Source organism: Micavibrio aeruginosavorus EPB (assembly GCF_000348745.1).
GTDB classification, from domain to species: Bacteria; Pseudomonadota; Alphaproteobacteria; order Micavibrionales; family Micavibrionaceae; genus Micavibrio; species Micavibrio aeruginosavorus_A.
This window is the reverse complement of record NC_020812.1, coordinates 1-22,068: the sequence shown is the minus strand read 5'-3', so window position 1 is coordinate 22,068 and position 22,068 is coordinate 1. Positions and strand designations below refer to the sequence as shown.

Genomic DNA, 22,068 nt, shown 5'->3' with positions numbered 1-22,068 from the left:
CATTCTTGTGCGATGCACAGAAAAAATTACAAGATACTGATTTTGTTATATTTATTTAGAATAATACCTGTGGAAAACAGGATAAAAATCATCTTTTTTCGGTGTTTTTCACACCCAGCCCCACAAACCGCACAACGGAATCCGGGCACAAAAAAGGGTGCAGATTTTATGCTGCACCCTTTTTGCACAAATTTTGGGGTCTAAAAAACGGCGGAATTACAAGCCGCGCGCGCCCATGGCGACCAGTTTTTGCACAATGACATCCAGTTGATCCAGGTCATCAAACTTGATCTTCACCGTGCCCTTGGTCGCGCTTTTCAGATCGATCGACATTTTCATGCCGAGGCGTTCGGTGATGTCCTGCTCCAACGCGCGGGTATCGACATCCTTCACCGGCTTGGCGGTTTTGGCTTTTGCGCTGCCCGCTTTGCCTTCGGCGCTTGCGGCCAGACGTTCGGTTTCACGCACCGACAGACCCTTCTCCACCACCACGCGGGCCAACCCTTCCGGATCGGCGGCGGTGATCAAGGCGCGCGCATGACCGGCGGTCAATGCATCTTTCGCGATCAGCTTGCGCACATTTTCCGGCAAGCCCATCAGACGGATCGTGTTGGCGATGTGGCTGCGGCTTTTGCCAACAACACCGGCCAGCTTTTCCTGCGTGTGACCAAATTCGTTCATCAGGCGGATATAGGCCTCGGCCTCATCCAGCACGCTCAAAGATTCACGCTGGATGTTTTCGATCAGGGCGATTTCCATCGCCTGCGTGTCATCCAGATCGCGGATGATCACCGGCACATCATGCAGGCCCGCCTTTTGCGAGGCGCGCCAGCGGCGTTCACCACAGATGATTTCGTATGATCCGGCCTTCACCTTCGACGGACGCACCAACAGCGGTTGCAACACGCCATGCGCGGAAATGGATTCCGCCAGTTCCTTCAGCGTCGCGTCATCAAAAACATTCCGCGGCTGGGTCGGACCCGGGATCAATTGTGTCACCGACAGGGTCACGCGCCCCGTGGCACCGCAAGCGGGTGCGGCCTGACCCGCAGATGCGGCGGCGGGCGCAGCCGAAGCCGACGCACCAGATGGGCCAACCAATTCTTCATCATCAAACAGAGCGGAGAGACCCCGGCCCAGACCACGACGTGCTGTACTCATCATGCAGCCCCTTTCACTTCGGTGTTTTGTAATTTATTTTCAATAAGTTGTTGCTCATTCGCTGCCGCTTCGCGCATCAATGTACGTTCGCGTTTCAGCACTTCACTGGCCAGATGGATATAGGCGGTCGCACCCGGACTTTTCATATCATAGACAATCGCTGGAAGGCCGAAGGACGGCGCTTCGGACACACGGACGTTGCGCGGGATCACGGTGCGATAGACCTTGTCACCGAAAAATTCACGCACGTCATTTTCAACCATGCTGGACAGGTTGTTGCGGCGGTCATACATGGTCAGCACAACGCCGTGAATATCCAGCGTCGGGTTAAAGGCCTTGCGCACGCGCTCGATGGTTTTGACCAGATGGCTCAACCCCTCCAGCGCATAGAATTCACATTGCAAGGGAACCACAACCGTATCGGTCGCGACCAAAGCATTCAGGGTCAGCAGGCTGAGCGACGGGGCGCAGTCAATAATAATATAGTCGAACGGCAGCGGTTGGCGCAGCGCATCGCGCAGGCAATATTCCCGGCGTTCAACATCCACCAGTTCAATCTCCGCCCCGGACAGGTGAATGGAAGACGGAACGATGGACAGGTTCGGCACCTTGGTCTGCATGATCGCATCTTCGACCGCGACTTCGCCGAACAGGACGTCATAGCTGGAATGGCGGATATCGACGCGCTTGATACCCAGACCCGTGGACGCGTTACCCTGTGAATCCAGATCGACCAGCAAAACCGTCTTGCCCACTGCGCACATCGCCGTGGCCAGATTGACCGCCGTCGTGGTCTTACCCACGCCGCCCTTTTGGTTGGCAACCGCCATGATACGCGGGATTTTAGGGGTTGAGACGGCCTGTTCGGTCATTGAGACACTCCATTCAGCGGGGTTCAATTGATAATCTTTAGCGGGCCGATCATGCACGATGGCGTCGATGATCGTCAAACTTTTTAGGGCACAATATTATTACGATTTTGCGCAGATCGCGGCCAGCACCAGAATGCGCGCCGCCGGGTCGGTGGCGCTTTGGTGTTCAGCCAGGTCAAACGCCCAGGTTTTCCGTGCTTCCGCCACCTCTTCCTCGGCGCGGGCGCCCTTGGGGAAGATCAGGGTGATGGCCGGATTGGCGGCCACCCATGGGGCCACCAGATCCAGCAAAGCGGGCAATGCCGCCAGCGCCCGGGCCGTAATCACGTCCGGGGCTGGGCGATTGGCCGTGGCCATTTCGATTCGCTCATTGGCGATGGTCGCGCCGGCTTTTGTTTCACGTGAAACGGTGGAGAGGAAGGAACATTTCTTTTGGTCCGATTCCACCAGCGTCACAGCCAGATCCGGACGGGCGATGGCCAGAACCAGTCCCGGAAACCCTGCTCCGCTGCCCAGATCATAGAGCGTCTGGGCCGCAACCGGAACCAGCGGCAGAACCTGCAAGGAATCCTTGAAGTGCCGGGTATCCGCCTCGGGCAGGGTGGCCGGGCTGACCAGATTGATCGCCGCCTGCCACTTTTCCAGCAGGGCGCGGTAATGGGAGAGCTTTTCTTCTGTTTCACGTGAAACAGCGGGAATGGTCAGGGGATTAGGCGACATCACGGTCATCCGACGCCTCATCAGGGCGTTTACCGCCGCGCTTGACGAAACGGAGCAAGGCCACGACCGCCGCCGGGGTGACGCCCGGGATACGGGCCGCCGCGCCCAGTGTCACGGGCCGGGCCTGTTGCAGTTTCAGGCGGATTTCGGTCGAGAGCGACCCAATCGCCGTGTAATCCAGATCCACAGGCAGGACCAGCGCCTCATCCTTGCGGAAGGCGGCGATGTCGGTTTCCTGCCGGTCCATGTACCCGGCATAGAGGGCATCAATGCCAATCTGCTCAGCCACCGCCGGGCTGATGGCGGAGAGTTCCGGCCAAACACGGCACAGCGTCGCCCAATCAATATCCGGATAGCGCAGCAGGTCATAGGCCGAGCGCACCTGCCCGTCCATATTCACGCGCAGACCTTTTTCGGCCAGAACATTCGGGGATGCACGGAGTTCCTGTGCCAAAGCACGGCCAGACTCCAACGCCGCCTTCTTCGCCGCCCAATGTGTTTCACGTGAAACAGACACACAGCCAATGTCCAGACCACGGTCGGTCAGGCGCTGGTCCGCGTTGTCGGCGCGCAGGGTCAGGCGGTATTCCGCCCGGCTGGTAAACATGCGGTATGGCTCGGGCGCGCCGCGGCTGATCAGGTCGTCAATCAAAACCCCGATATACGCCTCGGCCCGGTCGAGGATAAAGGTCCGGCCCGCACCCTCCGCCTTCAGCGCGGCATTGACCCCGGCCATCAGGCCTTGCGCCCCGGCTTCTTCATAGCCGGTGGTGCCATTGATCTGCCCCGCGAGGAACAGGCCGCTCAGGCGCTTGGATTCCAGCGTCGGGCCCAGATCGCGCGGGTCGCAATAATCATACTCAATGGCGTAGGCCCATTCCTTGACCACGACATTCTCCAGCCCCGGGATGGTGCGGAGGAGCTGGTCCTGCACCTCAATCGGCAGGGCGTTGGAAATGCCGTTCGGATAGATGGTGTTGTCGTCCAGCCCTTCCGGCTCCAGGAAGATCTGGTGGCGCTCCTTGTCGGCGAAGCGGACGACCTTGTCCTCAATCGACGGGCAATAGCGCGGGCCCGTGCCCTTGATCGCGCCGGAATACATCGGCGCGCGGTGCAGGTTCGCGCGGATGATATCGTGCGTCGCCTGGGTGGTGTGGGTGATATAGCACGGCACCTGCGGCACGCGGATTTCATCCGTCATGAATGAAAACGGCACGGGCGGAGTATCGCCGTGCTGGGGTTCCAGAATGGACCAGTTGATGGTCGATCCATCCAGCCGCGCCGGGGTTCCGGTTTTCAGACGGCCCAGCGGGAAGCCGAGCTTCTCCAATGTCTGCGCCAGCCCCACGGCCGGGGCCTCGCCCACACGGCCCGCCGGGATGCGTTCTTCGCCCCGGTGGATCAACCCGCGCAGGAACGTGCCCGTGGTCAACACCACGGATTTAGCCTTAAGCTCTTGACCGGAAAGGGTTTTTAAACCCGCAACCGCGCCAGATACGGGGTCCAGGATCAAATCATCCGCCCCACCCTCAATAATCGTCAGATTGGGGTAGTCGGCCAGCAACGCCTGCATCGCTTCACGGTACAGTTTGCGGTCGGCCTGCGCCCGGGGGCCACGCACGGCGGGGCCCTTGGATGCGTTCAGAACCCGGAACTGGATGCCCGATTGGTCGATCACGCGACCCATGACACCGTCCAGCGCGTCAATCTCGCGCACCAGATGCCCCTTGCCCAGACCGCCAATGGCCGGGTTGCACGACATTACCCCGATCGTATCGGCGCGGTGCGTGACCAGGGCCGTATCGGCCCCCATACGCGCGGCCGCCGCAGCGGCTTCACAGCCCGCGTGCCCGCCACCCACAACAATGACATCGAATGAGGTTTTCATGATCTTGGTGTCCATCGGGCGCTTATATCCCGCCTGTGGATAAAATTCCAGTTTTTGCTGATGCGAAACCGCTTAAAGCGCCCATGTCCGGGGAAACGGGGTTGTGTCACATTTCAAGACCGAAAAGACACGCTCCGGCCCACTGACCCGAGGGGCGCAGACATGCAACGGGTTCTGCTGCTTGGCCTGCATCATGTCCCATTGTGCCAGAAGGCGCGCCTGTTGCTTGTGCCCTGCGTCCGCCCCTTCGGCCAACGCACTCATCCCCGACGCCATGGCCGCGGCCAGCACAGAGCCAGCCAGAAACTGAACCCCAAAACGACCAGCCCGCACTTTGCCCTGTTCACTGATCAGGGCCGTGCGCCACGCGGTCGCCGCGCCAACCGCCGCCCCCAGATAGGCCGCCGTTTCAAAAGCGGTTTGGGCTGAACCCACATCCCCCTCGCCCAGCGCTTTGATCGCCAGCGTGGTCGCCGCCATGGCGCCAATTGCCACGTCACTGTAATGATGGGCCGCGCTATAGCCTTCGAATCCCTTGCGGGTGAACAGGCGGTGTAAAACAAAAATCATCGAAGACCCCTTTCGGTCGCGTTCCAAGTCCCCCGCTTATACCCTCCGCGCAATCCCAGCGTCAAGAATTATGGGAATATTTTTCTGGACAGGGTCGCACCCTGCGCCTATAACCCCGGCTGTCATTTTTAATTTTTGGACAGGCCCCATGCCCCAGAATATGCCCCAGAAGACACCCCAGAACACTCAGCCCACGACACACGATGGCCAAGCCCTGATCAAAGGGGCCAAGGCCGGTTTACTGATCGCCGCTGGCGTTCCGCTGGTGATCTTTGCCTTTGTCGGCGGCGCAATCGGGATTTGGGCGTCGATTGGTGTGCATCTGGCCACACAATCCTCCCTCGCTTTCTTCGGCACATTTGCCGCCGTGGCCGCCACAACATGCGGGTCGCTCGCGCTGGGGCAATATGCCTGCAAACGCGCCGCCGCCGCATATAACGCCGTACCGGGTTATGGCGTGACCAAGATGGTGGGCGCTGTTCTGGCCCCGACCGCTCTCGCGTTCGGATTAACGCACGCCGCACCCCACATGATCCCGGCACCCATCAAAGCCGCCTTCAACACGGTCGCGCAAAAAAACACCGCCACACAGATTGACGCGCCCCGCAATACGCAACAGGCCGCGCCGCAAGACGATCACACAAACACCGATGAAACCGATGTTTCCGGCCCGTCGGATCATTTGGTCTATGTGCTGGAGTCGAAAGATTGTGACAGCGAAAGCGCGAAAGAGCTTGAGCGTTTTATGGTGGATCAAAAAACCGCTTTCATCTGCCTGCCGAAATTTGTTCCGTAGTTTTTCAAGAGAGAAAAAACCAATGACCCTGATCAAAAAAACCCGCGATTTTTTAAACAGCAACGCACTGGCCTCATTCTCGATGGGCGTGACCAGCGGTGCCCTGATGGTCGTTGGCGTTGCGTCGGCCTTTGCCATTACGCCCATCGTGATCAATGGCGGAGCCCTTTCCCTGATGCTGGGCATGCTGGGTGGTATAACACCCGTGCTGGCCTTCGCCGCCGCCGGCGTAACCGCCAGCCTCGCCGCCACATGTGGTTATGTGACTTATCGCGCGGGCCGCGCCCAGCATGAGTTTCGCGAGAACAACAAACTCTTCGTCAAAAATCACGGTCCGTCCCATATGGCCGGCCATGCCGCCGCCATGGCGCTTTATGCCGCCGTGCTCACAGCCACCCCCAGCCTGGACACCATTTTCAATGCGGTGGTCAGCGGCCCCGATGAATCCACACCGACCGCCACGCTGGATAAAGACACGCTGGTCTATGAAATGACGTCAAAGAATTGTGAGGGCGAGACGGCTCAGGACTTCCTGCGTTTTATGCGGGAACAGAACGTGCCGGCTTATTGCTTTCAGACGGGCGTAAAACCGTAATTATTTCCCGATACAAAAATCGCGGAAAATAACATCGAGCAAATCTTCAACATCAACGCGGCCCGTGATGCGGCCCAGCGCGCGTAAGGCCAGCCGTACATCCTCTGCCATCAATTCCGGCAATGGTGCGGCCAGCGCCCGCGTCAAATGATCGTGGCATTGTTCCAACGCATCGCGGTGACGCGCGCGGGTTAATGACGGGGCCTCACGGCGGCCCACCACCTGCTCCAGCCGTTCAATCATGGCATTGATCAATCCATCCATACCCTGGCCTGTGCGAGCGGATACATCGATCGCCGTGTAGCCCGTGATATCAACGGGGCGTGCACCTTGCGTGTCCGCCTTGTTCGCCACAATGATGCAATTTTCATCCACCAGACCCAGTGTGTGGCGATCCAGCGTGTCGTCCGTGGCATCGAACACCAGCATACGAATATCCGCACTTTCGGCCCGTTGCAGGGCGCGGCGAATGCCCTCGCCCTCAATCGCATCGGCGCCACTTGTGCCGATCTGATCGGGGCGCAGGCCCGCCGTGTCGGCCAGAATGACCGGATAGCCGTTGAGATCCAGATGCACCTCAATCACATCACGGGTGGTGCCCGCCTGATCAGATACAATCGCCACATCGCGCTTGGCCAGCGCATTGACCAGTGATGATTTGCCCGCATTGGGCGCGCCAATGACGGCAATTTGAATACCATCACGCAGCCGTTCGCCGCGGCGGTTGTCGTTCAAATGGTCCTGCACATCTTCGATCAGATCAAGAATGACGGGTGTTACCTGTGCCGCGACACCGTCGGGCAAATCCTCATCCGGGAAATCCAGATCGGCTTCCAAATGCGCCAAGGCCCGTTTGAGTTGATCGCGCCAGCCTTCATACAGACTGGACAGCGCCCCATCCATCTGGCGCAAAGCCTGTTGCGCCTGCAATTGTGTTTCGGCATGGATCAAATCCGCAATGGCTTCGGCGGCGGTTAAATCCATCTTGCCGTTTTCAAAGGCGCGGCGGGTAAATTCCCCCGGCTCGGCCATGCGGTGTCCGGCCTGTGTTTTCAATGCGTCCAGCATGGCCCGCACCACCGCCGGGCCGCCATGCAGATGGTATTCCACCACGTCTTCGCCGGTGAAGCTGGCGGGGCCCTGAAAACCGATCACCATGGCGTGGTCGATCACCGCGCCACTGTTGGGATCCCGCACCATGCGCACCACGGTCATACGCGGGGTCAGCGGTTTGTCGCCTGCAATCACCCGCGCCGATTGATGCGCCAACGGTCCCGACACGCGCACCACCGCCACCCCACCCCGTCCGGGGGGTGTGGCAAGGGCGAAAATCGTATCGGAATGCGATGTCGTCATGGCCGGGTTTTATTTGTCTTTGGATGTCTTTTTGGATTTTTCGTCGCTGGTCGCGGCTGTCCCAAACCCCGGCATACCGGGCATATTCGGCATCGATTGCCCCATCTGCGACCAGAACATTTTCTGCATTTCGTTCCAGTTGTTGATCGTCATGGGCATCCATGTGTTGATCAATGTTTCCGGGTCCAGATTGCGGATATTTTCAAGGATCCGGTCTTCCATTTCCTTCATCATGCGGTCCTGCATAGGCGCAATGTTGGGCAATCCAAAAAACGCACGGGCTTCTTCCGGCGTGCACTCAATCTCCAACTCGACTTTCATGGCCGTATCCTTTCAAAAGCGATCAAAGCGGCCCCGTGGGAGCCGCTTTGACAGGATAGAGATTAAACCGCCAAAGAAAAGGCCGTTTTTATTGCGGGCATGGATGCGGAAGGATTTTCACACGATAAGACGATAGATCGTCGCTGGTCATGGTGACCTTTTCTGCCCCGATTGGCGCATTCACGCGGCGGAGTTTATACCCGTCCGGATACGCTTTCAGATCGTCCTGTTCCTCGGCCACCAGCGCCAGAACCTGCCCCTGCGGCACAGTGACGCGCCCGCTCACCACATCACCCACCAAATCCCGCACGGCCCGCTGCCCATCGCTGAACAGCAAATCATCCACCACCAGAACCTGGCCATAAGATGGGCTGTTAAACCATTGCGCCAAAACCGGATTCAGGCGAGAGCGCAGGTTACGCTCCACCACCCGGATATTGTTTTGCTGCAGGTCATTCACCATCGACAACGTCTGGGCCACGGGCGTTATCTGCCGGTGGGTGTAACCGCCCAGTCCTTCAACGTACCCCGCTGTGTCATGGTAAACATTGTCCAATCCGAACCCCTTGCTCCCCTCCTTTTCACACAGCGCCCACGATGCCTTGGCCATCGCATTGGCCTGTACAACCAATTGCTCGATCTGGCTGGCCTCGGCCTTTTTGTTCAGATCACGATGCAATTGAATGTTTTCCTGCGCCTTCTCAATGGCTTTGGACAAAGCCCCAAGGGCTGTATCGTTGGCTTTGCGCAAATCCTGTTGCAGCTTGCTGTTCGCTTCTTGCGCTTTATCAATTTCATTCTCGTAATAAACGGTGCCGGCAACCCCGGCGACGGCCAGCGCAAAGGCCAGTGCCAGCAAGCGTCCGCACCGCTTTTTGCTCTGTGCGACCGCGTCTTGTAATTGCTCAATCTCTGTTTTTGCGCCTGAATCGGTCATACAAAAGCCCCTGATCTATTGTTTGGATTATGAATGGGGGATGTCATAACATTCACATCCACCCCGCGCAAACTTTTCCCGATTCCCACCTTTTCCCCCAATGGATCTCACTGTATCGTCTTGGGGTGTGTCGTTTTTTAATCAAACAATTTCAATAGAGGTCTTCCCCATGCCCACCATCACAATTCCGACCAAGGACGGTCAGTCCTTCACCGCCTATATCGCCACCCCGGCCGTCACCCCGGCCCCGGTCGTGATCATGATTCAGGAAATTTTTGGCGTGAATGCGGATATGCGCGAACATTGCGACCGCATGGCCGAAATGGGCTATCTGGCCGTCTGCCCGGATTTGTTCTGGCGCATTGAACCGGGTGTCGACATCACCGACAAAACCGAAGCCGAATGGAAAAAGGCCTTTTCCCTGTACAACGCCTTTGATGTCGATCTGGGCGTTGAAGATTTGCGCGCCACGCTGCACACCATGCGCGGGCACGCCCATTCCACAGGCGATGTCGGATGCGTTGGGTATTGCCTCGGTGGCAAGCTGGCCTACCTGATGGCCGCGCGCAGCAAAGTGGATGTGTCCGTATCCTATTACGGCGTTGGTCTGGATGACATGCTGGCCGAAGGCAAGGGCATCAAAACCCCGCTGCTGATGCACATCGCCGAGGAAGACAAGTTTGTCAGCAAGGATGCGCAGGCGAAAATCAAATCCGCTTTGTCCGCCAACCCGGCCATTACCATTCATTCCTATCCGGGTGTGAACCATGCCTTTGCCCGCATCAATGGCGAACATTTCGATGCTCCGTCCGCCGATCTGGCCAATGGCCGCACGCGCGATTTCCTGGAAAAAGCGCTGAAAAAATCGGCGGCGGCGTAACGCGCCCGCATGACCGGATTGCCGCCGAACGAAAACCCCGCCTATACCGGCCCCGTCGATCCACAGACGGACCGTCCGCTCTTTACCGATGCCACGCTGGCCCTGATGATCGGGCCAGAGGGTGAGCCGTTGCAGATTGATCCGGTCGATGCCCATCTTCTGGCACTGGCCACCAAGCGGATGAAGGCGCTGGTCCATGGCAACGGGGCCAAGGCCGAGGATGTCATGCTGGACGGATTCGACGGGGCCATCATCAATTTCGACGCCCGCACCTTGTTCGAAATCCGTCACCAGATCGCGCACAAATCCGTACCCGGAAAACAGGGCAACGCCGAAGTGGTCGGCTCCACCGCCGACCTGCACATGCGCATCCAGACCGAGGTTGAAAAAACCACACGCAACAGCGTCATCGTCAATTACGCGATCGACGTGCTGGAAAAACGCGCGGACAAGGGCTTTGCCGTCAATAATCTGGTCATCAAACTCGACCGTCTGAACAAAAGTTTTGTGCACCATAACAGCTGCAATCCCTGCAGCGGGACGGGCAAGCTGGCGTGCGGGCCGTGCAATGGTGATGGGCGTTTGCCGTGTCATCGCTGCCGCGGGCAACGCACATTGAACTGCCCCGCCTGTCACGGCAACGGCACCATTCGCAATCAAAACACCAACCAGCCCATGCCCTGTAACCGATGCCATGGCAAACGCGTCATTGGGTGCGAAGCCTGCCACCAAACGGGGCAGATGAAATGCCGCCCCTGCACCGGCACGGGCCGCGTCGGGTGCGCACAATGCAATGCCTCGGGCCGCATCAGCGATATCGCCTATGTCAGCTTTGATGCCCTGACACGCTTTGCCTATGATCTTTACGATCTGCCGGTCGCCCTGCCGCCGATGATTGATACATACGGCCCGGCGCTGGTCTCCGACGGGCACGCCGAACTGTTCGTGCTGCAGGGGAACGAACAACAGGCCTGGCAAAAAGAACTGCGCACCGCCGAACATATCCGGGACGAGGTTATCATCCCCTATCACGCCCGCCTGCCGTGGGGCATGATCCAATTCAAGCTGGGGGATCAGGTTTTATCCGGCCAGATGCTGGGGTTTAACGGTGAATTGCTGCACTTCCCGCCGTTTCTGGAACGGCTGATCGCGCCGGGCGTGGAACGCCTACATCAGGCCGCCAACGGGTTCAGCGTCAAAAACAACCTGCACGAATCCGCGCGCACAAAAATCATCGCCACATCCCTGCTGGCCGCCGCCACCCTGCCGCCGAAAAAAGCCTTCGCGATGGTGCGCAAACGCTACACCGCCGGGATTGAAGCTGATGCGATTGAACGGCTGGTGATGTTATCGGCGCAGGGGCTGGCCCGCCTCACCCGCCTGTCCCGCATCATGACGCTGGCCGTCGGAACAATCGCCACGGGCGGATTTTATGCGCTGTGGTTTATGGGTGGCTTGCGTGGAACCTTCTGGGCGGCGATGCCGCCGGTGCCCGCGCCCTTGTTCGTGTCCGCCGTGGTGGATTGCGCATGGGCCGGATTGTTCGGCTACGCCCTGACCCATGCGGCGCGGTTCGTCACCCGCGCCCGCATCCTCGATCTGGTCCGCCCGATGATCCCGCCGGACAAGCGCAAAAAATTCATGCCCCGCGCCGGAAAAACCGGCTGGGCCGCCTGGGGTTGCACCGTTGCCGCCCTGGCCGTGATTTTGGGGGTGACGCTTGTTCTGGGCACCGGAACGCCGGAGTGGATTTCCGGCCTTATGCGCTGATTTTAAAAGATAAATTCTACTTAATATAATATTATGAAAATTTATTGACTCGTCGGACACCAGCACCCTATATTGCCCCAATATTTTCATAAGAATTTATGGGGCAAAAATGAGCTACCCACCCAAACGATCACCGGCCCCACGCGGACGCGCCGATTTTGCGGATCACGCGGCACAGGGTCAAACGGACGAACAAACCATCATTCCAACATGGTCCGAAGGTGATAACATCATTGTCACCACCGCGCCCGAACCCACTGCGGACGCGATGGATGAACAAACACGCAAGATCAATCGCATCCTGTTACAACGCGCCTGGGATGATTACAGCCGTCCAGATCAGATCCAAACGGCCCGCACATTGGCCGCTGGTAACGCGTGTATCGCTGCAGCCGCTGCACTTGGTGGCTTTACATTTTACACCACCATTCCAACGCCAGATGAAATCGCACATAAGGCGGCCTTCCAACAACAAGTGGTGGACAACGAAGCTAAAAAATCTCGCTTGAAAGATGCCTATTACAGCGTGGCCGATTTGAACACCACCCTGCACAACACGGCACAGGTGGTGATTGATGTGCGCGCTACACCCGAAGGTAACGCCTGCTGGAAAAAATACACCAGCGCCCAAACTGATTCCGGCACCATTCAAACCGCAACATTGCACAAATGTCTGGGTGATGAATTTTCCCCCTTTCTGATTGACCCAAACCCCGACTATCACAACGACACCGTTGTTGGTGCCGTCTTCACAGTTATTGCCCTCGTCGGAGCCGTGCTTACAAAATTCGGCACCAAACAGATAAGCGCGGACATCCGTCACCAACGCGATCTCATCGTCAATAACCCGGAATATAACGGCCAGCCCTTGCCCGGTCCGTTCAAAATCAAGCAGCCCGCACTGACATTCGATAAGGATTAAATCGCCATGGTCGCCGATTCACGCACACCGCCGCCGCGCCCGCGCACCGCCTTTGCGGATACGACAGCATCCGTACAGCCGGATGAAAAAACCATTCCAACATGGAACGATGACAATATCATCATCACGCTTCCGCCCGCGGATGAAGAGGATTTGCGCACACTGGAGGCACGGATCGCGAGTGAGAAAAAGGTCATGGTTACCGGGAGTATTGTATCAATCACCCTTCCGACCAGCTTGCTGGGCGCGGCGTTATACAGCGCTTATGAAACGCTGACCACACCCCCCGCGAACGTTCATAAACAGGGCGCAGAACAGGGCCCGCATTACGTGGAATCCGGGCTTTTGTTTGTTGCTGCCGCCCTTGTAACAGCCCTCATCGGAATGATGCGGAAGGACAGCAAAAAAGACCTGGCCGCCCTCATCGCACAACGCGATGCGCAAACACCCAAAGCCCCGCGACTGGACTAAGCTACACCATGGCTAAAAAAGCTTATCACCACTATGCCAAACTGCGTGCGGAACAACCGCTGCGCAATCCGTCGTTCGAGACCGCCGACATCATTGTCCGGGTCGAACCTTCGGCACCCAGAAATGCAGAATGGGCCCGCAGCAAGCTGGCCCTCGATATTAGCCTCGCATGGGATATGGAGCGCAGAAACTCCATCCGATCCGCCTACGCTAAAACCGGGCTGTGTGCTGCGGCCGTTATCGGCTTTCAAACCGCGGCCTATAAAGTCAAATATAAAACACCCGAAGAAATCCGCATCGCAGAGCATAAGGCCGACATCGTCAGTCTGGCCGCCGCCTTCAAGGGCGCAGACGCTCCGCTGCCCAACACATCACAAGCGGTGATGGATTTACGCGCCCTGCCCGAAGGTCTGGCTTGCTGGACGCGCTATACAAACGACCCCGCCGACGTCGGGAGCGTCCATGGCACACTGGTGCAAAAATGTCTGGCCGATGAAATCGCCGCGCTGAACACGCCAGACGACAAGGATCTGAGCACCGCCTGGCTGCTGTGCATCGTCGGGTCGAGCCTGGCCCTCTACAAGGGTGCTGATATTTTCTGGAACAAGATCCGCTCTCATCACAAACAATCGAAAGCCATCCGCAACAATCCGCTTTATGACGGCGAACCCCTGCCCTCGCTCCTGCCCCAGCGGGCCTTGCCGAAACTCGAACGATAACGTTTCCCTAATATATGCTTTCCCTTGACGGTCAACCGCTCCAGCCCTAGGGTACGGGCCGTCTCACGCTGAAAAATAAAACCAAGGACGAGACCATGGAACAGGATCAACCCGCCTACACCAAACCGGACCACGCCGCCGCGATGCAGGATTTGCAGCGCGATCTGGCCGAAATCAAAACCCTGCGTGAAGGGTTCACGGCGCTGGCAAAACTGGAGCGCCGCCGCTTTGAATGCAAAACCAACGGGATTGTATCGCTCGCGGTCTGTGGCTTGGCCGCCGCCGCCGGGGCCGCACCGTTTTACAGCGAAACCGTGCACGCGCGCCTGACCGCAAACGATACCAAAGATGGGTTCCTGGCCGTCACGGGGTCGGTCAGCCTCGTCTTCGCCCTGTGCGCGACCGCCTTGCTGTATAAAGCCAAAACCCTGCGACAGAATGTCGATCAAGCCATGCCCGCCTATCAGGCCAACGCGCAGCGTCACAACGTTCTGCACGCCCGCATCAAAGCCCATACGCATCAGGATTTCTAAATGACCGACAGTCACAATACGGACGACACCGATATTGATTTCTCCGCCGCCATCGACCGGCTGGACGTTCTGAATGCGCAAATCCGCCAGCATGAAACCCGCATGCGCAAGCTGGCCCTCTACAGCAAGATGACGCCGGCCACCGCCGCCATCACCGGGGCTTCCATCGCTGCAACATTTGGGGCCTATAACGGGGCCAAGGGCAGTGACGCCGAACCCATGGTCGGCCCAACCTTTGGCAGCATGACGCTGTTCTTCGCCTTCACCGCAGCGGTGTTTTTCGTCAAACAGCAAAAGACTAAAGCGGCCGTTAAAAACGGTGATGCGCAATACCAGGCCAACATGGTGGAAAAAGCCGCCCTGCTCGACGTGCCTGTCGACACATTCAAACCCCTGACGCCGCAACGATAAGGCCGACCGCAATGTCCAGCACACCACCCGATCATGGCCATGACGACATCCCATCCCTGCGCGCCGATTATGCGCGGGTTCGTGAATTGCGCACCGAGATCAACCGCCGCACATCCTTGCGGACCAATTTCAACAAATTCGCCCTGATCACCGCCGTTTTGCCAATTGTGTTTGCACTTGGCATCAAAGGCGTCGTCGATAAAACCGCGAATGAAAACATCCGGAATGCCGACGGCACCTTTATGGCGGCCTTTGCCGCCAGTGCGCGCGATTATACCGCTTACACCAATCTGCAAAAACAGCTTGCCCCCACGGCCCGGGACAAGGCCTGCATGGACCAAAACACCACACAGACATCCGCCGACACTGTTTTTGTTCTGGATGGTGATGCGGCCCTGAAATGCCTGAAAAACTATGACCCCGTGCGGGATCGGGTGCAGGTGAAAGACCGCATTGTACGCGACCCGAGCACTTGGTTTCTGGGCGTCCTGATGGTGATGTCGCTATATGGCCTGCCCGGCGCCTATCGCCGGAACAAGGCCGATCAACAGGCCATCAATGCGCTACAGACCGAGTATAAAACGCTAAAAGCCAAAGTTGAAAACACGTTAAAAGGCCCCCTCTAATGGACCCTGTATCGCTTCGTCGCGCCTTTCGTTTCAAGGCCATTGGCAATTTCGTCCTCGGCGTGTCGGCCAGCGCCGCAGTCATGGGTTTGGCCCATGGTGTACCGCCTTTGATGGATCACTGGTCGGCCGCCGCGCAGATCCAGAATTTTGCCGATCGCTTTTCTGAAACACACGGCACCGAGGCCGATTATCGCCGCGTCCAAGCCCGGCTTGAATTTGAACAAGAAGGCCCGCTCCACACATCAATCGGCCATTGCTATGCCGCCAGCACACAGGACGGCACCCTGCATAAATGGCCCTTGCTCGCCTGTCTCGGCACGGCGCAAGAACAACAGGGGCAATCCTCCGGATTGCGCGGCCAGATCACAGTTCTCAGCACCTTCGTCTTCGCTGTGGGTGGGCTGGTCGGATTTGCCATGGCACAAGGGGCCGGACGCGTCATGCGGCGGGAACTGGGCCCCAAGCCGGATTAACGCTGATCCTGCAGCTGCGCCCGGCATCGGCGATAGTCCGACATGGCCAGCGCCTGCGAATTGCCAACACCATCATCCCGCACCGTCCATGCGCCAAAGGCCATGGTTTCATCCGGGGCCGCGCGATGGGATGGACGACGTTTGGGCTCGGACCCCAGAGCAAAACGCACCCCCACAACAATCGACACCGATGCGGACTCGCCCTGGGACCGGCGCGTCTGATCCATCGCATAGGCCGGATTTTCGCCCGTCGATTTGTGCAATAACGGCAGGCACCCATCCGCCGTCGGCAAGGGCAGTTTCAAGGAAAACGGCACAATCGCCGCCGCCTCTGTATTGGTCGGGGAGCTGGTTTCAAACGCCCGCGCCGAAGCCGGGGCCAGCATGACAATGACAGCCAGTCCGGCAAGAATTGTTTTTTGGAATGTGCGTGTTTTGGGCATGATCCGCCCATTGGAAATGATCAAAGACATGATACCCACCATTGAAAAAGGCGCAGCCGGTCGCATCGGACTGAAACCAGTCCGCCGCAAAAACGACGATGCGCAATGAAAGAAAGGCTACACTACCTTCTATAATCCTAAGGCCTGTAACGCTTTGCCGTCCATGTCTTTCGTTTCGAAATTGATTGGTAACTTATTAAAAACAATGGATAATTTTATCTAACGCGCCCTGTGGCAAGAGTGTGTCATCCTAATGTACAGGGCCGTATGCACACTTACCGTACAGCACAAATCACGCGAACAAAAAAACGCCCCGAATTTGCCGGGGCGTTTTCACAATTCGATGAAACGAAAAAATTTCTACTGGTTCATGGCCTGGAAGAAATCGTCGTTCGATTTCGTGTCGCGCATCTTGTCGATCAGGAACTCCACCGCATCGGTGGTGCCCATCGGGTTGAGGATCCGACGCAGAACCCACATTTTCGACAGCGTGGCCTTGTCGACCAGCAATTCTTCCTTCCGGGTGCCGGATTTCTGAATGTCGATGGCCGGGAAAACGCGTTTGTCGGAAATCTTGCGGTCCAGAACGATCTCGCTGTTACCGGTGCCTTTGAATTCTTCGAAAATAACCTCGTCCATACGGCTGCCTGTTTCGATCAGGGCCGTGGCGATGATGGTCAACGACCCACCCTGTTCAATGTTACGGGCCGCACCGAAGAAGCGTTTCGGGCGTTGCAGGGCGTTGGCATCCACACCACCGGTCAGAACTTTACCCGATGACGGCACAACGGTGTTGTATGCACGGGCCAGACGGGTGATGGAATCCAGCAGGATAATCACATCGCGTTTGTGTTCGACCAGACGCTTGGCTTTTTCCATGACCATCTCGGCCACCTGAACGTGGCGGGCCGCCGGTTCGTCGAAGGTGGAGGAAATAACCTCACCCCGGACCGAGCGGGCCATGTCCGTCACCTCTTCCGGGCGCTCGTCGATCAGCAGAACGATCAGATACGCATCCGGGTGGTTGGTGGCGATGGAATGGGCAATGTCCTGCATCAAAACGGTTTTACCGGTCCGCGGCGGGGCCACGATCAAGGCACGCTGGCCAAAGCCCAGCGGGCTAACCAGTTCGATCACACGCTGGGACATGCCCTTTTTCGTCGGATCAGCCAGTTCCAGCTTGATTTTCCGTTCCGGATAGAGCGGGGTCAGGTTGTCGAAGTTGATGCGGTGGCGGATCTTTTCCGGGGCCTCCCCGTTGATCGAGCCGACCTTGAGAAGGGCGAAGTAGCGTTCGGAATCTTTCGGGGCGCGAATTTCACCCTCAACAATATCCCCGGTCCGCAGGCCGAAACGGCGCACTTGGGAGGGGGAAACGTAAATATCGTCCGGGCCAGGCAAATAGTTTTCTTCCGGGGAGCGCAGGAACCCGAACCCGTCCTGCAGCACTTCCAAAACCCCCGCCCCGGCGATGGGCACCCCTTCCTCGGCCAGCTGCTTCAAAATGGCAAACATCATGTCCTGTTTGCGCATGGTGTTGCAGTTATCGAGACCCAGCTCCTCCGCGAAAGCGAGCAATTCGGCCGGGGACCGTGTTTTCAGTTCTTGCAGGTTCATGCAATATTCACCTTGTTGGCTTGGTTAAGCTGAAAAAATCTCTGAAAGGAAAGTCTGGGGGATGGGGCGACCCGCCTGATTATTCTGGGGTCTGTTTTGATCCTGATGGCGCTTTCGAGCTGCCGTTCCTCAATTATTCCATGGGGTTGTTAATTTTGTCTTGATCCCGTCTGCCATCCAAACGGCCCGTCTTGTCTATGGCCGCGGCGCTCTGTCACAGGTTTTACCGCGGGCGGCCCAAGGCTGTTCGTCGTGGCGGGCGTTCCAAAAAAACCGGCAATGTGTGGGATATAGTCGTCAAAGACAGGGCTTTTATACCCAAAAGAGGCAGGTGCGTCAAGTTTTTATGCCGCCCGCATCGCCCCACACCCGCCTTCCGGCCTTTTTCTGGTGGTTTTTGTTGACAGGCCGGGCCCGCATCGCCATAGTTCCCATAATATTTTCAAGGAGTATTCTGATCATGGTTACGATGGACGCGCCCTCTTCTCCACCGACCCCGGACGCCCAGGCCTTTGGCATGCTGGCGCTGGACTTCGCGCGCGTGCTGGCCGTCCTCGCCGGAACGGATGCCCTGTCCCTGCGCCAGGACATTGACCAAGCCGGGCGCTACGCCCTGACGGCGACGCCGGGCAACGCCACGGACAAAACCGGCCGCCCGCTGCGCCATGCCATATTCCGCATCCTGCACGGCATGAATGATTATGCCAGCGTGCGCAATAACCCCCGGGACCTGATCATCGAGGCCGCCGCCCTGACCATTCGCGCCCGCACCCTGCCCGCCTTGCTGGTGCTGTTGCAGGAGGTGGCGAATGACCGTGGGCTGGTGGTTGATAATACCGACCCCGGCCATCATGACCCCTTAAGCGAAACGTTTCAGGATGCCGCCCGCTTCATGTTGGACAACGATCCGCAATTGTTGCTGCAACTGCCGGCCACGAAAACCTACGCGGGTGCGGCGGATCTTTATGCGCATATCTGGGACCTGGCCAGCGCCCCGAAGGATGATCGCAGCGTTGTTCATTACGGCGTCAATGAAATTCGCGCCGCCCTTTGTGCCACAAACAAAAACCGGGATGATCTCACCCCGGTTTTGCGCATTCATTAAACGGATCGTTTAAAACGGCCCCTTTAAAACGGCTCCGCCACCGCCATAATCACAATGATGATCATCAAAAGGGTCGGGGCTTCGTTCCAGATTTTATAAAATTTCGCGGACCGGGTGTTTTCATCGCGCTCAAACACTTTGCGCCATTTTGAAAATACGCCGTGCAAGCCAAACATCAAAACAATCAAGCCCAGCTTGGCATGCATCCATCCCTGTTTCATCAAATCCGGGTTGGCCCAGATCATCAGAACACCAAAGACCAGTGACGCAATCATCGCCGGATTCATGATAAAGCGCAGCAAGCGGCGCTCCATCACCTTGAATGTTTCACTCTTGTCCGATCCCTTGGGCGCTTCGGCGTGATAAACGTAAAGGCGCGGCAGATACAGCATGCCCGCCATCCACGCGATAATCGCGATGATATGCAGGGCTTTGATCCAAAGGTAATAGGTCAGCAGGAAGGATGCCATTTATGCGGCTTTCTGTTGATGTTTGCAGTTGACGAGATCTTGCCCGCGCCGCTGGCAGCATTGCGAAAATTCCGCCGGGCAGATGGATTTTTGGTTGTCGTGCGCGGCAATTTTTTCGCCGTTCAAGCGCAGATCAATTTGTCGGGCCAGCCCGGCAATAAAATCGGGCGCATCCATCACGGTGGGCACGCGGGCGAAATAGGGCAGACCCAATTCATCCGCCTTGTGGCGATATTCAATTTCGATTTCAACCAATGTTTCCACATGTTCGCTGACAAAGGCGTGCGGATAAACAATTACGCCGACCTTATCGCGGCCCGCTTGTTCCAACGCTTCATCCGTGGATGGGCCAATCCATTTCAGGCGGCCAACGCGGCTTTGGTAACACGACATCCAATCCGCGTTCTCCAATCCAGCGGCGCGCGCAATCGCTGCGGCGGTTTGTTCGCATTGCCATTGATACGGATCGCCGTCCTTCACAACAATTTCCGGCAACCCGTGGGCGGAAAATAAAATGCGGGGCGTGTGTCCGTCGGCAATCGCGGCATCATACGCGGCGCGCACATGTTTGGCGGATGTTTGCACAAACCCGTCTTCGGTCGGATAGCAACACAACAGGCTTTCCGGTTTATCCAGCCCGATTGCGTCCGCGGCCTTGCGCCATTGCTGCAATGACGACCATGTCGTGGTGGTTGAAAATTGCGGATAGAGCGGCACCAGAACGATGCGGTCCGGATTATACGCGGCCACGGCGCGCGCGGTTTCATCACTCATCGGATGCCAATAGCGCATGGCGATAAAGCATTTCCAATCTTTCGCGCCCTGCGTCTGCTGCAGATGATTTTGCAGGGCATCGGCCTGTTTTTGCGTGTTTTCCAGCAAGGGGGATCGCCCGCCCATAAAACCGTATGATGTTCCGGCCTCATTCTTCGTGCGTTTATTCGCAATGGACCGCGCAATCAGCGCGCGGATCGGCAACGGCGCGCGGATAATGTTTTTATCCATGAAGAAATTCAGCAGGAACGGGCGAATGGATTCCGCCTTGTCCGGCCCGCCCAGATTAAACAAAACAACGGCGATTTTTTCCTGTGTCATGGTCTTTACGCTTTGCCTGTTGAATATTCACGCACCATCGCAACCAGTTGCGCCACATGATCCGGCGGCGTTTCCTTGATGATGCCATGACCCAGATTGAACACGAACGGCCCGCCCGCCAGATTGTCCAGAATGGATTGCACGTTTTCGCGCATCGCATCCCCACCGGTCAGCAAACAGACCGGGTCCAGATTGCCCTGCACGCACGCCAGCGGTTGCAAACTTTGCGCGGCCCAGCGCGTCGGAATCATTTGATCAATCCCAATGGCATTCACGCCCGTGCCCTGCACGTAATCCAGCGCCAATCGTCCCGCCTGCCGCGGAAAGCCAATGATTGGAACGTCCGGGTGCGACGCCCGGATCAAATTCACGATGGTTTTCGCGGGCTGAATGCAATACCGACGGAACAAACCCTCGTCACAGGCCCCGGCCCAACTGTCGAACAATTGCACCGCTTCCGCGCCATGATCGATCTGCTGGATCAGATACGCGGCGGTGGCTTCGGTAATCAAATCAATCAAGCGGCCAAATCCGTCGGGATCGCCATAGGCCCATTTTTTCGTTTCGGCAAAATCGCGCGACCCACCGCCATCGACCATGTAGCACGCAATCGTCCACGGCGCGCCCGCAAAGCCGATCAACGCCGTATCCGCAAATCCCTCACGGTCCAGCTGGGACCGCACGGTGCGAATGGTTTCGTAAATCGGGGACAAGGTTTTTTCAAAATTGGCAAAGGACAGCGGCGCCATCTCCGCCGCGGACCGGATCGGGTTCAGGCGCGGCCCATCCCCTTCACGAAATTCCAGATGCTGGCCCAGCGCCTGCGGAATAACCAGAATGTCGGAAAACAAAATCGCGGCATCCATCCCGAACCGGCGAATGGGCTGGATCGTCACCTCCGCCGCAAAGGTTGGATTGTAAACCAGATCCAGAAACCCACCCGCTTGCTGTCGCAATGTGCGGTACTCGGGCAAATAACGGCCCGCCTGTCGCATGAGCCACATCGGAGGTATGGTTTGCGCCTGACCGGTCAACGCACGGATCAGCGGCTTTCCTTGGCCCGGCAAACGGCTGTTCTGTGTCTGGGTCTGGCTGTTCATCGGCTCGCTTGCTTTTTTGAGATTTCGGGCTTGGCTCAAGGTCGTCCAATCGGGTGAACAATAACTTTAATAAAGAAATTTAAAAGGGTTTTAGTAGATAGTAGGGCCTGTGAATTATGGGGATTGCATTCTATCCCGCGACTTATTCACAAGGGTATTAACACGCCAATGGCTGTATTAACGCTTTGGTAACGATTCCATCCCCGACTCCAGC

General features: G+C 57.6%; 25 protein-coding genes. 12 read left to right on the top strand and 13 right to left on the bottom strand.

The genetic code is table 11. The annotated features are described in order from the left end of the window. Positions 1-216 precede the first annotated feature (216 nt). The 5 genes from A11S_RS00125 to A11S_RS00105 all read right to left on the bottom strand — a co-directional run bounded on the left by A11S_RS00125 (position 217) and on the right by A11S_RS00105 (position 5,211). Complete coding sequence (locus A11S_RS00125) at positions 217-1,164, bottom strand: ParB/RepB/Spo0J family partition protein (protein WP_015466430.1); 948 nt, start codon at positions 1,162-1,164, stop codon at positions 217-219. Then, a complete protein-coding gene (locus A11S_RS00120) occupies positions 1,161-2,033 on the bottom strand; it encodes a ParA family protein (RefSeq protein ID WP_015466429.1) in 873 nt (290 codons plus the stop codon). Before A11S_RS00120 ends, A11S_RS00125 begins: the two co-directional genes overlap by 4 nt. 99 nt (positions 2,034-2,132) lie before the next feature. Then, entirely contained in the window at positions 2,133-2,753 is a 621-nt protein-coding gene (gene rsmG, locus A11S_RS00115; protein WP_041802794.1) for a 16S rRNA (guanine(527)-N(7))-methyltransferase RsmG, read from the bottom strand. After that, positions 2,743-4,641 carry a tRNA uridine-5-carboxymethylaminomethyl(34) synthesis enzyme MnmG gene (mnmG, locus tag A11S_RS00110; RefSeq protein WP_041802791.1) on the bottom strand — a complete coding sequence of 633 codons (1,899 nt, stop codon included), beginning with the start codon at positions 4,639-4,641 and terminating at the stop codon, positions 2,743-2,745. The genes rsmG and mnmG overlap by 11 nt, the downstream gene beginning before the upstream one ends. A 72-nt stretch (positions 4,642-4,713) precedes the next feature. Beyond that, positions 4,714-5,211, bottom strand: a complete 498-nt coding sequence (locus A11S_RS00105; protein ID WP_015466426.1) for a hypothetical protein — start codon at positions 5,209-5,211, stop codon at positions 4,714-4,716. Positions 5,212-5,359: 148 nt separating this feature from the next. On the opposite strand from A11S_RS00105, the gene A11S_RS00100 reads away from it, so the two are divergent. Continuing rightward, on the top strand, positions 5,360-6,007 hold the full coding sequence (locus A11S_RS00100) for a hypothetical protein (RefSeq protein ID WP_015466425.1): 648 nt from the start codon (positions 5,360-5,362) through the stop codon (positions 6,005-6,007). A gap of 22 nt (positions 6,008-6,029) precedes the next feature. Then, entirely contained in the window at positions 6,030-6,602 is a 573-nt protein-coding gene (locus A11S_RS00095) for a hypothetical protein (protein ID WP_015466424.1), read from the top strand. On the opposite strand, the gene mnmE is transcribed toward A11S_RS00095, so the two are convergent. From mnmE to A11S_RS00080, 3 genes are all read right to left on the bottom strand, one after another. Next, complete coding sequence (gene mnmE, locus A11S_RS00090) at positions 6,603-7,958, bottom strand: tRNA uridine-5-carboxymethylaminomethyl(34) synthesis GTPase MnmE (RefSeq protein WP_015466423.1); 1,356 nt, start codon at positions 7,956-7,958, stop codon at positions 6,603-6,605. Between the two features lie 9 nt (positions 7,959-7,967). After that, complete coding sequence (locus A11S_RS00085) at positions 7,968-8,279, bottom strand: DUF6489 family protein (RefSeq protein ID WP_015466422.1); 312 nt, start codon at positions 8,277-8,279, stop codon at positions 7,968-7,970. A gap of 88 nt (positions 8,280-8,367) precedes the next feature. Further along, positions 8,368-9,216, bottom strand: a complete 849-nt coding sequence (locus tag A11S_RS00080; RefSeq protein WP_015466421.1) for a hypothetical protein — start codon at positions 9,214-9,216, stop codon at positions 8,368-8,370. A 169-nt stretch (positions 9,217-9,385) separates the two neighbouring features. On the opposite strand from A11S_RS00080, the gene A11S_RS00075 reads away from it, so the two are divergent. The 9 genes from A11S_RS00075 (at position 9,386) to A11S_RS00035 (ending at position 16,024) form a co-directional block, all read left to right on the top strand. Further along, a complete protein-coding gene (locus A11S_RS00075; protein WP_015466420.1) occupies positions 9,386-10,096 on the top strand; it encodes a dienelactone hydrolase family protein in 711 nt (236 codons plus the stop codon). Positions 10,097-10,105: 9 nt separating this feature from the next. Continuing rightward, a complete protein-coding gene (locus A11S_RS00070) occupies positions 10,106-11,866 on the top strand; it encodes a hypothetical protein (RefSeq protein ID WP_015466419.1) in 1,761 nt (586 codons plus the stop codon). Between the two features lie 109 nt (positions 11,867-11,975). Then, positions 11,976-12,788, top strand: a complete 813-nt coding sequence (locus A11S_RS00065; protein WP_015466418.1) for a hypothetical protein — start codon at positions 11,976-11,978, stop codon at positions 12,786-12,788. A gap of 6 nt (positions 12,789-12,794) precedes the next feature. Then, the gene (locus A11S_RS00060) at positions 12,795-13,259 is read left to right on the top strand and encodes a hypothetical protein (protein ID WP_015466417.1); all 465 of its coding nucleotides are present in this window, start codon (positions 12,795-12,797) and stop codon (positions 13,257-13,259) included. Positions 13,260-13,267: 8 nt separating this feature from the next. Then, positions 13,268-13,978 carry a hypothetical protein gene (locus A11S_RS00055; protein WP_015466416.1) on the top strand — a complete coding sequence of 237 codons (711 nt, stop codon included), beginning with the start codon at positions 13,268-13,270 and terminating at the stop codon, positions 13,976-13,978. A gap of 95 nt (positions 13,979-14,073) precedes the next feature. Next, positions 14,074-14,511 carry a hypothetical protein gene (locus A11S_RS00050; RefSeq protein ID WP_015466415.1) on the top strand — a complete coding sequence of 146 codons (438 nt, stop codon included), beginning with the start codon at positions 14,074-14,076 and terminating at the stop codon, positions 14,509-14,511. Further along, positions 14,512-14,922 (top strand): hypothetical protein, encoded by a 411-nt coding sequence (locus tag A11S_RS00045; protein WP_015466414.1) that lies wholly within the window; start codon positions 14,512-14,514, stop codon positions 14,920-14,922. Between the two features lie 11 nt (positions 14,923-14,933). After that, on the top strand, positions 14,934-15,548 hold the full coding sequence (locus A11S_RS00040; RefSeq protein ID WP_015466413.1) for a hypothetical protein: 615 nt from the start codon (positions 14,934-14,936) through the stop codon (positions 15,546-15,548). Then, positions 15,548-16,024 carry a hypothetical protein gene (locus A11S_RS00035; protein WP_015466412.1) on the top strand — a complete coding sequence of 159 codons (477 nt, stop codon included), beginning with the start codon at positions 15,548-15,550 and terminating at the stop codon, positions 16,022-16,024. The genes A11S_RS00040 and A11S_RS00035 overlap by 1 nt, the downstream gene beginning before the upstream one ends. On the opposite strand, the gene A11S_RS00030 is transcribed toward A11S_RS00035, so the two are convergent. Both A11S_RS00030 and rho read right to left on the bottom strand, forming a co-directional pair. Further along, complete coding sequence (locus A11S_RS00030) at positions 16,021-16,497, bottom strand: hypothetical protein (RefSeq protein WP_148285070.1); 477 nt, start codon at positions 16,495-16,497, stop codon at positions 16,021-16,023. The genes A11S_RS00035 and A11S_RS00030 overlap by 4 nt on opposite strands. A 330-nt stretch (positions 16,498-16,827) precedes the next feature. Further along, entirely contained in the window at positions 16,828-18,084 is a 1,257-nt protein-coding gene (gene rho / locus A11S_RS00025) for a transcription termination factor Rho (RefSeq protein WP_014101577.1), read from the bottom strand. Between the two features lie 460 nt (positions 18,085-18,544). On the opposite strand from rho, the gene A11S_RS00020 reads away from it, so the two are divergent. Then, positions 18,545-19,189 carry a hypothetical protein gene (locus A11S_RS00020; RefSeq protein ID WP_015466409.1) on the top strand — a complete coding sequence of 215 codons (645 nt, stop codon included), beginning with the start codon at positions 18,545-18,547 and terminating at the stop codon, positions 19,187-19,189. Between the two features lie 23 nt (positions 19,190-19,212). On the opposite strand, the gene hemJ is transcribed toward A11S_RS00020, so the two are convergent. From hemJ to hemE, 3 genes are read right to left on the bottom strand one after another with little or no spacing between them, the layout of a single operon-like run. Further along, the gene (gene hemJ, locus A11S_RS00015) at positions 19,213-19,659 is read right to left on the bottom strand and encodes a protoporphyrinogen oxidase HemJ (protein WP_015466408.1); all 447 of its coding nucleotides are present in this window, start codon (positions 19,657-19,659) and stop codon (positions 19,213-19,215) included. Beyond that, positions 19,660-20,754 (bottom strand): ferrochelatase, encoded by a 1,095-nt coding sequence (gene hemH, locus A11S_RS00010; RefSeq protein ID WP_015466407.1) that lies wholly within the window; start codon positions 20,752-20,754, stop codon positions 19,660-19,662. A gap of 5 nt (positions 20,755-20,759) precedes the next feature. Then, positions 20,760-21,854 (bottom strand): uroporphyrinogen decarboxylase, encoded by a 1,095-nt coding sequence (gene hemE, locus A11S_RS00005; protein WP_015466406.1) that lies wholly within the window; start codon positions 21,852-21,854, stop codon positions 20,760-20,762. Between the last annotated feature and the right edge of the window lie 214 nt (positions 21,855-22,068).